Origin of the sequence: Streptomyces sp. NPDC051662 (genome assembly GCF_040681655.1) — a bacterium.
Classification (GTDB): Bacteria; Actinomycetota; Actinomycetes; order Streptomycetales; family Streptomycetaceae; genus Streptomyces.
The window spans coordinates 189793-202002 of the sequence record NZ_JBFAZD010000011.1; the positions used below are offsets into that span (position 1 = coordinate 189793).

Here is a 12210-nt window from a genome sequence, read left to right on the forward strand (position 1 = left end):
GGGCGCGACCGGACGTGGTGGCCTCCCGGAACGGGGGCGTCACCGTCACCGAGTGGCGTCCGGCGCATAGCCTGAGCGTGCCCATGACCGGCCGGTCATGGGCACACGGGGGAGGAAACGGCATTGCGTGCACAACTGCGCGGATTCGGACGGACAGTGATACGGGCCTGGCGTGCGCCCCGCGCGCGCTGGCCCAAGCGGATGGCGCTGGCGCTCGCCGTCCTGCTCGTCATACCGGCGCTCACCGGCGCGGTCGCCCTGCGCCTCACCTACGCGGGCGACCTCCAGGACGGCACCCGCACCCGCGGCAAGGACGCCATCTGGCTGGGACACGCCTGGGTGGACGGCCGGAAGAAGGACGCCGATCTCGCCGCCTTCGCGCAGCGGATCCGCGGGACCGGCATACGCGACCTGTATGTCCACGCCGGGCCGCTGGAGCATGACGGCACCCTCCCCACGGCCCGTTACCCCCGGGCGCGGTGGCTGATCGACGCCGTCCACCGGGAGATCCCGGGCGTACGCGTACACGCCTGGCTGGGCGACAAGCTGGCGACCGAGACACCCGACGGCCTGCGCCTGGAGCGGGCCGCGTCCCGCGCCGCGGTGGTGGGCTCCGCCCGGCAGATCCTGGACGCGGGCTTCGACGGCGTCCACTTCGATCTGGAGCCGCTGCACTCCGGCGACCGCGACTACCTCTCGCTCCTCGACGATCTGCGCGCCCTCGCCCGGGCCCGGGAGGTGCCGCTCTCCGTCGCCGCCCACCAGATCGATCCGCTGCCCGCGCTGCACTCCGTCGCCGACACGCTCACCGGGCACCCCAAGTGGTGGTCCCAGGCGTTCTTCGCGCAGGTGGCCCGGCGGGTCGACCAGATCGCCGTCATGTCGTACGACACGGCGATGCCGCTGGAGAGCCTGTACGGCGGCTATGTCGCGCAGCAGACCACGCTCGCGCTGGAGGTCACACCGGAGCGCACCGACCTGCTGATGGGGCTGCCGTTCTACTACGAGGACGACCTGAGCCACCACGGCCACGCGGAGACCGTCGCGGCCGCGGTCCGCGGCGTCAGGCTGGGCCTGGGGCGCACGGACCGCGACCGGGACCGCTTCGGGGTCGCCATCTATGTCGACTTCGCGGCGACCGAGAAGGACTGGACGTCCTACCGCGACGGCTGGGGACGGCTCGCGACGTCCGGCGGATGAACCCCGTCTGGGCGCGGAGCCGCGTCCTCAGATGCTGAACCGCTCCTTCGCCAGCAGCGGCCGGACCCGCGAGGTGAACCCGCCCGTACGGAACGGCCGTTGGAGCAGTCCGGGACGCAGCTCCTGGGCGAGCGCGGCGGCGATCATGCCCTGGTCGAGGGCGAGGACGAAGTCGCTGACCCGGCCCGTCCCCACATTGACGGAGTCACGGAAGCCGTAACGGTCGTCGTACGCGCCGAAGTCGGCCGCGATCGCCTTGAGATTGGCGATGGCCTCCCCGCGCGCCTGCGGCAGCGCGAGGAACGACGCGTGCGGGGTGACGACCCCGTTGGTGTACGCGGATGCCGGGGGCGGCGGCTCGCCGTGGGTGACGAAGGTGCGGTCGGTGTTGGAGGCGTAGCCGTCGGTCTGCATTCCGATCGCGTCGACGCCGTACTCCTGATAACCGCCCTCCGGCACATTGGAGGGGGAGAAGCCCCAGTAGCCGTACCCGGCCTCGTCCAGTCCGTGTTCGATCTGGGAGCGCACATAGCGGCGATGGGTGGTGCCCCAGGAGCGCGGCGACCACTCGGCCTCCGGCACGAAGAGCGGCACCATCAGCGCCTCGAACATCGAACCGCCCCAGGTGGGGACGAGCTTGCGGCCCCGGTAGGTGTAGTGGCCCTGCCAGAGACGGACACCGTCGATGGTCTCGTACGCGCCGCCCGGCGGCTGCTCCTGGCCATGCTCGGGGAGCATCGTGCGCAGCATGTGCCAGTAGTGGTCGCCGGGGAGCGAGCCGTCGGCGATGCCCAGGTAACTGGCCATGCGGGGCTCGGTGTTGAGGGCGCCGTAGTGGTGCGCGGTGGGTTCACCGGTGTCGGTCCAGAAACCGCCGCGGAGCTGGCCGGGGTTCTTCACCGGGTCGGCGGGGTCGTACGGCGTGTAGTAGTACGACCAGTCCGCGGTCGCGAGGATCGCGGCGACCCGGCCGCGCAGCCGCGGCTCCGCGTCGGCGGCGATCCGCAGGCCGGTGACGAGCCAGGCGTTGTCGACGGAGGAGAGGAAGGGACGGACCGGGTCGCCGGTGCCCGGCCAGCTGGTGAGGACGGAACCGTCGTACGCGTCGTACCAGTTGAGCCAGAATCCGTGGTGGCGTTCGAGCTTCTCGACCGCCGAGACGGTGTGCGCCAGCCTGCGGTACAGGGTGTCCCGGCCGATGACACCGAGGCCCGCGGCGGCGACGGTGGACCACAGGCCGCAGCCGATATTGGTCGGTGAGGTGTTCCGCGAGGGAACGGGCGTACCGGGCCTGGAGATATCGATCTTGTCGGCGGTGAGACCGAAGTCGGTCGTCATGGCCTCGATCGAGCGGTACGTGTCCTCGAACCAGCGGCGCAGCAGCGGCAGGTCGGAGGAGCGCGGGACGCTCCCTGATCGGGCGGGTGCGGCGAGTGCGGGTGCGGCGGGTGCGGCGAGCGCGGGTGTGGATACGGCTCCGAGGGACAGGGCGGCGGCCCCGGTTCCCGCTGCGGCGAGAAACGTGCGACGGTCCATAAGAGTCCAGCTCCTGTTGGCGGGTGTGGAGTTGTGGGTCCGGCGTTGTGGGTCCGGAGTTGTGAGGTCCGGAGTTGTCGTGGTGGTACGTACGGGGGCCGACGGCGGTCAGGTGCCGTCGGCCCCCGGGTCTCTGGCGGCGGGGGGAATCAGCCGCGGGTGAGGCGCAGGAAGCGGATGCCGGGGTTGGGCAGCTCGACGGTCAGCCCGGCGGTGCCCTCGGCGTCCGCGGTCACGGGCGCGAGCCCCTCGGCGGGCAGCTCGTCGGCGGCGCGCAGCTTCTGCCACTGCTGGTCGTCGGGCCAGTCCCCACCGTCGAGGTCCTTCCAGACGGCCTGGATATTGGCGTGGTGTTCATCGACCCTGCGCGATTCGACGGTGTAGCGGGCGCCCGCTTCGAGCCCGGTGACGCGGACGGTCGCGGCGCGGTCGAGCGCGGCGGCGCCGTCGATCTTGGACTGGTCGAGGGTGCCGTTCCAGAGCAGGACGTCCACGGTGGAGCGGTCCTCGGCGCGGGTGGCGAGGGATTCGACGAGCGCCGCCGCGCCATCACCGCTGACGGCGGCGGGGATCCGGCCGCCGGCGAGCTGGGAGAGGAGATACAGCGCCCAGAAACGCGGCTTGCGCAGATTGCCCACCGTGAGCAGCCCGAATCCGCCGTGGAAGAGCCGGGGAGGCCAGCCCAGTTCCTCGAACTGGTCGGAGGCCACCCAGTAGGAGAGACAGTCGGTGGACGACAGCGCGCTCTTCATCCCGCGCAGCACGAACGGCGCGGCGAAGACGGAGTCGCTGACGCGATGGAAGTGCGTGGGCGTGACGCCCCACTCCGTCCACAGGATCTCCGGCTCGGGCCTGCCGGTCGCCTCGGCGAAGGCGCGGGTCATCGGGCGGAAGTCCAGCGGGGCGTTGCCGTAGGTGTGCGTGGAGACGAAGTCGATGGGGACGTCGTGCTCCTGGCAGTACTCCAGCAGCGCGCCGACCCAGCCGGCCGCGGCGGAGGAGGGCCCGCCGACCTTGATCCGGTCGTCCACGCCCTTCACGGCGCGTACGGCGACCTCGTAGAGCCGGTGGTAGTCGTCCTGGGTGCCGTTCCAGAACACCGCCAGATTGGCCTCGTTCCAGACCTCGAACTCCCAGCCGGCGACGGTGTCGCGGCCGTACCGCTCCTGGAGGTGGACCGTCAGCTCGCGGCAGAGATCACCCCAGCGCTCCCACCGGGCGGGGGTGGAGACCAGGGCCTTGTAGTCGAAGACCGTGTAGTGCGGGTCCGAGGCGAGTTCCCTCGGCATGAAGGAGAGCTCGACGACGGGCTTGAGGCCGGTGGCCAGGAAGCGGTCGTAGACCGCGTCGAGGCCGGCGAAGTCGAAGGAGCCGTCGCCGCGTACGGTCACGGTCTCGGGCAGGAAGGTGCCGTGCGCGCGGACGGAGCGTACGCCGATCTCGTCGCGGACGATGGCCAGCGCCTCGGCGTACTCCCGCGCGACATCGGAGCCGCCCGCGCCCGGCTTGTCCCAGGTCAGCAACGAGAAGTGCTCGGCACCGATCATCCGGTTCCAGACACCGGGGAGTTCGGTGGCCGGAGCGCCCGCGTCCACGGCCACGGTGACCTCGGCGGGGCGCGAGCCGGCCGCCCTGGCGGAGCCGGGCACGGCCTCGGACAGCGGGCCGGCGCCGGTGTCCGACCAGGTGGCGACCTTGTAGAAGTAGCCGCGGCCCGGCTGGGCCAGCGTGTCCGCGTACGGCGGGTGCGGTACGGCGAGCACATCGCCGCCGAGGTGGTCGAGCGGCTCGAAGGGACCCTCGGCGGAGTCGGCGCGGTGCACCAGATAGCCGAGCGCGCCCGGCACCGGCCGCCAGGTCAGCAGCACATGGCCGGTGCCGTCCTCGGCGGACAGAGCGACGGGAGCGGGAAGCTCACCGATGCCGGTGAGTCGCCGGTCACTGGGCTTCCCGATGCGCGACTCCCAGTCGGCGCGAGCGGCGGACTTTTCGGTCATGACGGTACAAACCTTTTCTCGGAGGGGGGTGTGGAGCCGGCGAAGGGCGGAGTTACGGAAGGGGGAGTTACGGAAGGGCGCGGAGAAACGTGGAAGGTCCGGCGGAAGGCGGAGGGGCGGGCCGTTACTTGATGCCTGCCGTGGCGATGCCCTGGGTGAAGTACCGCTGCAGCACCATGAAGACGAGCAGCACCGGCAGCACGACCAGCAAGGAGCCGGCCATCAGCATTCCGTTCGAGCCCTCCGACTGATTGGGGTCGGTGGCAAAGGTCGCCAGCGCCACCGGAAGCGTGTACTTGCCCGGGTCGTTGGTGGCGATCAGCGGCCAGACGAAGTTGTTCCAGGACCCCAGGAAGGTGAGGATCGCGAGCGTCGCCAGGGCGGGCTTGACCAGCGGCATCACGATCCGCCAGAAGATGTACCACTCACCGGCGCCGTCCATCCGGGCCGCTTCCAGCAGCTCGTCCGGGATCGACTGCATGAACTGCCGCATCAGGAAGACCCCGAAGGCCCCGGCCGCGAACGGCAGCACGAGACCCGCGTACGAGTCGATCAGCCGCAACTTGCTCATCAGGACGAAGAGCGGCAGCAGCATCAGATTGCCGGGCACCATGAGCGCGCCGAGCACCAGCGCGAACAGCTTGTTCCGGCCGGCGAACCGCAGCTTGGCCAGGGCGTATCCCAGCATCGAGCAGAACACCAGATTGGAGACCGTCACCAGCACGGCGACGAGCACGGAGTTGAAGAAGTAGAGCGGCAGGTCGAGCCGGTCGAGCAGGCGCGAGAAGTGCGCCAGGGTCCAGTCGGTGGGGAGCCACACCGGTGGGCTGGCCGCCAGTTCGCGGTCGGTCTTGAAGGCGGACAGCGCCATCCAGAGGAACGGCGCCGACATGACCAGCACGCCGAGCGACAGCAGGACGTACACGCCGGTTCTCCCGCGCCGGCCGGTGCGTCCGGTCCGTCGGGGTGCGGTCTGCTGGGTCGAAGTCTCCGCGGCGCTCATTTCGTGTTGTCCTTCAGCAGACGGAGCTGGAGCACCGTAATGCCCATGATGACGACGAAGAGCACATACGCCATGGCGCTCGCGTAGCCCATGTGGAAGAAGTTGAAGCCTTCGCGGTACATGTTCAGCGAGACGGTGAGGGTGCTGTTCGAGGGGCCGCCCTCGGTCATCACGAACGGCTCCTCGAAGACGTTGAGGTAGCCGATCGTGGTGATGACCGTGGCGTACAGCATCGTCGGCCGCAGCAGCGGCACGGTGATCCGGCGGAACTCCTGCCAGAGACCGGCGCCGTCCAGCCGCGCGGCTTCCCGTACGTCGGTCGGAATGGCCTGGAGGCCCGCGATGAACAGCACCATCACCGTGCCGAGGTTCCGCCAGACCGCCATCAGGATCAGCGACGGCATGGCCAGCGCCTCGGAGCCGAGGAAGTCGGGCGTGGTGAGCCCGACTTCGGAGGCCAGGCCCGCGATCAGTCCTTCGGACGGATCGAGGACGAAGGTCCAGACGACGGCGACGGCGACGATGCTGGTCACCACCGGGGCGTAGAAGCCGACCCGGAAGAAGGTACGCGCCCGGTCGATCCCGCTGTTCAGCAGGACGGCGGCGGCGAGTCCCGCGCCGATGGTGAGCGGTACGCCGACGACCACGAAGTACGCCGTGTTGAACAGCGCCTTCAGGAACTTCTCGTCACCGAAGAGCTTCGTGTAGTTCTCGAAACCGATGAACTCCGCGGAGAGCGGGTCGGTCACATTGCGCAGCCCGAAGTCGGTGAAGCTCATGGCGAGCGTGGCGACGATCGGGAAGGCCATGAAGACCGTGAACAGCACCAGGAACGGGGTGGAGAACAGCCACCCGGCCAGATTCTGCACCCCCAGGGAGCGCGGCTCACGGCCCTTCGCACCGCTCGTCGGCGGACCGGCCCCGGCCGGTGCCGGGGCGGCGTCCGCGGCGGATTCGGTCGTGGTGGTCATGGCGGCTACTCCACGAGCCCTTCGATCTCGGACTGCGCCTTGTCGGCGGCGTCCTTGGCCGAGGACTTGTTCTGGGTCACCGCGCCGAGGGCCTCGTCGACCTTCGAGGTGATCTCGCTCCACTTGGCCAGGACCGGCGTGCCCTTGGCGGACTCCATCTGCTCACGGAAGATCTGGAGCCCCGGGTCGTCGGAGAGCTCGCCGGAGTCCCAGGCGCCGGTGTTGGCGGGCAGATCGCTGGTGCGGGTGAACCAGTCCTTCTGGCCCTCGGTGTCCGTGAGGTACTTGATGAAGTCCGTGGCCGCGGCCTTGTGCGTGCTGTCCTTGGAGACGACCAGGCTGGAGCCGCCCGCCATCGAGACGGACGCCTTGTCACCGGGGACCTTCGCGACACCCCACTTGCCCTTGAGGTCGGGGTAGTCGTCATTGATCAGGGTCATGATCCAGGGGCCGGAGAAGAACATCGGCACATCACCGGAGTTGAAGTCCTTCAGCACCTCGTAGCCGGGCGGGGTGCTCTTCTTGGTGAGCCCCTTGTCGAAGTACGAGGCGTACTCCGTCATGGCCCTGATGGACTCGGGGCTGTTGAAGACCGCCTTGCCGTCCTCGGAGACGATCTCGCCGCCGGCCGAGTACAGGAAGGGGTACCAGCTCTGCACGGTGTCCAGACCGCTGGGCTGGAGGTAGAGGCCCCACTCCGTACCGGCCTTGTCCTGGTAGGCGGTGGCGAGCTGCGCCAACTCCTGCCAGTTGGCCGGGGCCTTGCTGACGCCGGCCTTCTCGGCGAGGTCGGTGCGGTAGTAGAGGACGCGGGTGTCGACGTACCAGGGGACGCCGTACACCTCGCCGTCCACCTCTCCCTGCTTCCAGGCGGCGGGGAAGAAGTCGTCCTTCTTGAAGACCTTCGTGTCGACCGGCTCCAGAACGCCCAGCTCGGAGAACTCGCCCATGTACGTGCCGCCCATCTGCGCCACATCGGGCAGGGTGCCGGCGGCGGCCGCGGAGACCAGCTTCTGGTGCGCGACATCCCAGCTGATGGGGGTGACCTTGACGGTGATGTGCGGGTTGGCCTTCTCGTACACCTTGGCGACGTCCGCGAGCTTCTCGCCCTCGGCGCCCATGGCCCAGACGGTGAGGGTCTGCTTCTTGTCGGCGGCGACGCCCTCACCACCCGAGCTTCCGCACGCGGTGAGTCCGAATGCCACCGCGAGCGCGGTGGCGGCAGAGGCGGTTCTGGCGGTGCGGTGCATGGACGGCTCCTCCTTGAGCTCCCCGATGTATGCGCTGCCTGTAAGCGCATACATCACTCTGCCGTCGCGCTTCGGAAAACCGCAAGAGGCGGCTTGGTCACACTCGTGCAACATGTGGGACATCTGTGCGGGTGCGTTCGGCTCATGTCCGGTGGGCTACTGTCGCGATCATGTCCGCGTTCGTGCACGGCTTTCCCTTTGATCCGGCGTATGGCCGGACCCTTGATGAGCTGCTCACCATCGCCGCTCCTGCCCCGCCGGACGGATTCGACACGTTCTGGCGGGACCGTTACGAGGCGGCGCTACGGGTGGGGACGGCGCCGGCGGTGGGCCCCCAGGAGGACGAGCGCGACGGATTCCGGATCTTCGGGGTGTCCTTCACCTCGGTCGGCGGGCTGCGCCTCGGCGGCTGGCTCGCCCTGCCCGCCGAGGGCCCGGTGCGGCACGGATTCGTCATCGGCCACGGCTACGGCGGACGCCAGGAGACCGGACGGGACGTGCCGCTTCCGCTGCCGGACGGGGCGGCGATCCTGCCCTGTGTACGGGGGATGGGCAGCCGCAGCCGCAGACCCGCCCTCCCGGGTGAGGCCGACCGTCATGTCCTGCACGGCATCGAGTCCCGTGACACCTATGTCATCGGCGACTGTGTGGCCGACCTGTGGTGCGCCGCGTCCGCGCTGCTCGAACTGGTACCGGAACTGGTGACGCCACGGGGCGCCCGGCTCGGTTACGCGGGCGAGAGCTTCGGCGGCGGCCTCGGTGCGCTGGCACTGCCCTGGGACGACCGCTTCGTCTGCGGTCGGCTGACGGTACCGACCTTCGGCAACCACCCGCTGCGGCTGACCCTGCCCTGCGTCGGGAGTGGGGAGGCGGTACGCGTCCACCACCGCGATCACCCCGGGATCGCGGACGTACTCCCGTACTTCGACGCCGCCACGGCCGCGAGCAGGCTCCGGATCCCGATGATGGTCGCACCGGCCCTGTTCGACCCGTCGGTCCCGCCGCCGGGCCAGTTCGCCGTATACAACGCGCTCGCGGGCCCCCGCGAACTGCACGTCCTGACGGCCGGCCACTTCGAGCACGCGGGGAGCGAGCGGGAGGAGGCGGAGCTGCGGGCGGCGGATGGGCGCTTTTTCGGGGGGTGGTTGGGGGGTGGGTGAGGGGGGACTTCGGGTGTGGGTTCGTGCCGAGGGGTAGTCGTGGCGGGCCGGGACGTGTGGTCTCGGGTGGGGGCCGCCCCTGATCTTTGAGTTTCGCGGTTGCGGGTCGGGCGTCAAGGGCGCTCCTACGTCGCGTCGGCTGCGCCGATTCCGCTTCGCTTCACCCTGGACACCCAACCCTCCACCGCAAGTGCAGCTTTGAAGGGGGGCGGCCCGGGGGGAGGGGTCCCCGGGAAAGCACCTCTGTTGCGGGGGCCGGTTGCCGACCGCAGGTCGGTGGGTGGTCTGCGCGGCAGTGGAGTGGGGCGGCCCAGCCCCGGCAAAGCGTCTGACCCCCGTGGACGGTCGGGATTCATGCCCCGCTGGTGGGGGTGTGTGGGTGGTGGGGTGGGTGTGACTCAGGAGGCGGCCAGTGGGCCGGTGGGAGGTGGTCATGTGTCGTGGGGACGGGTTAACCGAAGACAGGACGCATCGTCGGCCGGGGGCGGGTCAGTCGTTCAACAGACTCCAGACGACCACATTCACGTTGTCCTTCAGGAAGATATCGAATCCCCCCAGGCGATTCATCCATGATTTCGGCATGATATCGGCGGCTGTTTCGACAACTGCGTCAACATATACCTTGAGCTGCGCTTGCCGGTTATCTGGCGGCACGTGCCGCACCGCATTGTCGTAGTTGACCACTTCGAGTGCTCTTCGGGCGGACGAATGCAGATCGGCAACGTACTCTTTTGTGGTCTCGACGTCTTCCGGTGTGCCGAACTGTGACATGTGACCCGTCACAATTGTTTCGAATGGATAGTCGAGTATCCAATTCAGTGCGGCAGTATATGTTGGCACATGCGAGGTGAACAGCAGCCGGAAAAATGGGGCGGACTTGACGGTGAAACTGTCGATCACCGCGAGAACTCGGTGGTCCGGCGCGTGAACGAACAGGTTTCCCGGCTGGTGGAAGTCGCCGGGATACTCCAGCACCAGGCGCTCTCCGCCCAGATTCAGCACATGCCGGCGTCCACTGAACGTCTCGTTCGGCAAGGGGCGATGCGGATCATTCGCCATCTTGAGCAGGTTCCCGGTCAGTTCATGCGCGACCACCGTGGGACTTCCCGGGAAAAGGTGTGCTGAACCGATGTGATCCGCATGAGCGTGGCTGTACACGATGTGCGTCACGGGCTTCGGCGTCACCTCACCGATGGCTGTCAGGAGTCGATCACCGAGGTCCCGTGGTGCGTCGAGCACCACAACTCCCTGCTTGGTCACCAGGAACATCGTATTCACGAGGCCGCTGGTAACACCGTAGAGGCCGCCCCCGAGGTCTGTCGTGAGGTAACCCGAAGAGGGAATTTCCGGACCGATCGCGAAGTCGGGCAGCGGAGCGAACGTGTCACTCATCTTGTCGCCTTCCTGCCCAGGAACCGACAGTAGACACTTCAAGCTAATCACAGCCATCAGCGGCACGCATTGCCGCAGGAAAGGTGGTGATGCGTGGTGAGGCCCGGTTAACCGAACACTGGACACATAACCCGGCGGAGCACCCGAGAACAGCCCAGCAAACCGGGACATATGGGTCTGGCTGCGGGCCCGTCCGCCCTTGCCAGCAGGTGCCACCCGACAACGGGCCCGCACAGCGGGGCATGAGTCCCGGCCACCCACGGGGATCAGTCGCTTTGCCGGGGCTGGGCCGCCCCACTCCACTGCCGCGCAGACCACCCACCGACCTGCGGTCGGCAACCGGCCCCCGGCACATGGGTGCTTCTCCGGGGACCCCTCCCCCCGGGCCGCCCCCCTTCAAAGCTGCACTTGCGGTGGAGGGTTGGGTGTCCAGGGTGGAGCGAAGCGGAATCGGCGCAGCCGACGCGACGTAGGAGCGCCCTTGACGCCCGACCCGCAACCGCGAAACTCAAAGATCAGGGGCGGCCCCCACCCGCATCCACACGTCCCCGGTCACCCCGACTACCCCTCGGCACTGACCTGGCGCCAACCACCAACAGCCCACCCCGCACCCGCAGTTACCCGCACCCGCAGCTCGCCCTGCGGGCCACCGCGACCGGGAGCATCAGGGAGACCGGTTCGCGCGTCGGTTCCGCGAGTCGTTGTACGAGCAGTTCCACCGCCTCCTCGCCGAGCCGGCGGATCGGCTGGCGTACGGTCGTCAGCGCCGGCCGCACCATCCGGCTCAGCGGGATCCCGTCGAAGCCCGTGACCGCGATGTCCTCGGGTACCCGTACCCCGCGCCGCTCCAGTGCGTGGAGTGCGCCGATCGCCATCTGGTCGTTGGCGAAGAGCATCGCCTGCGGGCGCCCACCGTCCCGGTCCGCGCGGTCGAGCAGCTTCTCGGCGGCCCGTTCTCCCTCGGCCTGGGTCATCATCCCCGCACGCAGATCGGGTTCGTCCGGGACCGGCAGTCCGGCCTCGGCGCAGGCGTCCCTGAACCCCCGAAACCGCGCCTCCGCATCCGGTGAATCCTTCTCACCGCCGACGAAGACGAGCCTGCGCAAGCCGTGATCACGGATCAGATGGCGGGTCAGTTCTCTTTCGCCGTCGGAGTTGGCCGCCTCGATGTGGTCGAGATGGTCGATCTCGCGCGGCCCGGCCAGCATCACCACCGGCAGCCGGCGCGAGATCACCTCAAGGTCCTCGGTGGGGACGGTCCGAGCCAGTACGGCGAATCCGTCGACCCGCCCGGCGACCTTCGCCACCAGCGACTCAGGACCGCCCTTCAGGGACGCCGCGATCAGCAGCGCGTAGCCGTGCCGCCGCGCGGCCCGCTCCATGCCCCGGATGATCTGGTCCGAGTAGAGCATCACCGCGGAGTCGTCATACGCGTCGACCGCCTCGGCATCCGTCTCGGCGTCCGGATCGGAGTAGTCGTTGAAGCAGAGCCCGAGTACGCCGGTGGTTCTGCTGGCCAGACCGCGCGCGTTTCCGCTGGGTACGTAACCGAGCGCGCGCGCCGCTTCCAGTACCCGGTCGCGGGTCTGGGCGCGTACGGAATCGGGGTTCCGGTACACCCGCGAGACCGTCGCAATGGAGACGCCGGACCGCTCGGCGACGTCGTACACCGTGGGGGCACTCACCCGACCGACCGTCCCC

General features: G+C 69.0%; 9 protein-coding genes. 2 read left to right on the top strand and 7 right to left on the bottom strand.

Going from position 1 to position 12210, the window contains the following annotated elements:
* The first annotated feature begins 201 nt into the window (after positions 1 to 201).
* Positions 202 to 1200, top strand: a complete 999-nt coding sequence (locus AB0M67_RS20425; RefSeq protein WP_365747443.1) for a glycosyl hydrolase family 18 protein — start codon at positions 202 to 204, stop codon at positions 1198 to 1200.
* Positions 1201 to 1227: 27 nt separating this feature from the next.
* Here the strand turns inward: AB0M67_RS20425 and AB0M67_RS20430 are convergent, their stop codons facing one another.
* The 5 genes from AB0M67_RS20430 to AB0M67_RS20450 form a co-directional block, all read right to left on the bottom strand.
* Positions 1228 to 2736, bottom strand: a complete 1509-nt coding sequence (locus AB0M67_RS20430) for a glucoamylase family protein (RefSeq protein WP_365747295.1) — start codon at positions 2734 to 2736, stop codon at positions 1228 to 1230.
* Positions 2737 to 2885: 149 nt separating this feature from the next.
* Entirely contained in the window at positions 2886 to 4733 is a 1848-nt protein-coding gene (locus AB0M67_RS20435; protein WP_365747296.1) for a glycoside hydrolase, read from the bottom strand.
* A 124-nt stretch (positions 4734 to 4857) separates the two neighbouring features.
* Positions 4858 to 5736 (bottom strand): carbohydrate ABC transporter permease, encoded by an 879-nt coding sequence (locus AB0M67_RS20440; protein WP_365747298.1) that lies wholly within the window; start codon positions 5734 to 5736, stop codon positions 4858 to 4860.
* Positions 5733 to 6707: a sugar ABC transporter permease gene (locus AB0M67_RS20445; RefSeq protein WP_365747300.1), complete on the bottom strand. Its 975-nt coding sequence runs from the start codon at positions 6705 to 6707 to the stop codon at positions 5733 to 5735. The genes AB0M67_RS20440 and AB0M67_RS20445 overlap by 4 nt, the downstream gene beginning before the upstream one ends.
* Before the next feature lie 5 nt (positions 6708 to 6712).
* The gene (locus tag AB0M67_RS20450; protein WP_365747302.1) at positions 6713 to 7957 is read right to left on the bottom strand and encodes a sugar ABC transporter substrate-binding protein; all 1245 of its coding nucleotides are present in this window, start codon (positions 7955 to 7957) and stop codon (positions 6713 to 6715) included.
* A 170-nt stretch (positions 7958 to 8127) separates the two neighbouring features.
* On the opposite strand from AB0M67_RS20450, the gene AB0M67_RS20455 reads away from it, so the two are divergent.
* A complete protein-coding gene (locus AB0M67_RS20455; RefSeq protein WP_365747303.1) occupies positions 8128 to 9117 on the top strand; it encodes an acetylxylan esterase in 990 nt (329 codons plus the stop codon).
* A gap of 489 nt (positions 9118 to 9606) precedes the next feature.
* Here the strand turns inward: AB0M67_RS20455 and AB0M67_RS20460 are convergent, their stop codons facing one another.
* Positions 9607 to 10509: an MBL fold metallo-hydrolase gene (locus tag AB0M67_RS20460; protein WP_365747305.1), complete on the bottom strand. Its 903-nt coding sequence runs from the start codon at positions 10507 to 10509 to the stop codon at positions 9607 to 9609.
* Between the two features lie 617 nt (positions 10510 to 11126).
* On the bottom strand, positions 11127 to 12194 hold the full coding sequence (locus AB0M67_RS20465; protein WP_365747307.1) for a LacI family DNA-binding transcriptional regulator: 1068 nt from the start codon (positions 12192 to 12194) through the stop codon (positions 11127 to 11129).
* Positions 12195 to 12210 lie beyond the last annotated feature (16 nt).

What these genes read in the sequence shown, in the direction of transcription:
- AB0M67_RS20425 (WP_365747443.1), top strand. Translation starts at nt 202, where the DNA reads ATGGCGCTGGCGCTCGCCGTCCTGCTCGTCATACCGGCGCTCACCGGC.
- AB0M67_RS20430 (WP_365747295.1), bottom strand. Translation starts at nt 2,736, where the DNA reads ATGGACCGTCGCACGTTTCTCGCCGCAGCGGGAACCGGGGCCGCCGCC.
- AB0M67_RS20435 (WP_365747296.1), bottom strand. Translation starts at nt 4,733, where the DNA reads ATGACCGAAAAGTCCGCCGCTCGCGCCGACTGGGAGTCGCGCATCGGG.
- AB0M67_RS20440 (WP_365747298.1), bottom strand. Translation starts at nt 5,736, where the DNA reads ATGAGCGCCGCGGAGACTTCGACCCAGCAGACCGCACCCCGACGGACC.
- AB0M67_RS20445 (WP_365747300.1), bottom strand. Translation starts at nt 6,707, where the DNA reads ATGACCACCACGACCGAATCCGCCGCGGACGCCGCCCCGGCACCGGCC.
- AB0M67_RS20450 (WP_365747302.1), bottom strand. Translation starts at nt 7,957, where the DNA reads ATGCACCGCACCGCCAGAACCGCCTCTGCCGCCACCGCGCTCGCGGTG.
- AB0M67_RS20455 (WP_365747303.1), top strand. Translation starts at nt 8,128, where the DNA reads ATGTCCGCGTTCGTGCACGGCTTTCCCTTTGATCCGGCGTATGGCCGG.
- AB0M67_RS20460 (WP_365747305.1), bottom strand. Translation starts at nt 10,509, where the DNA reads ATGAGTGACACGTTCGCTCCGCTGCCCGACTTCGCGATCGGTCCGGAA.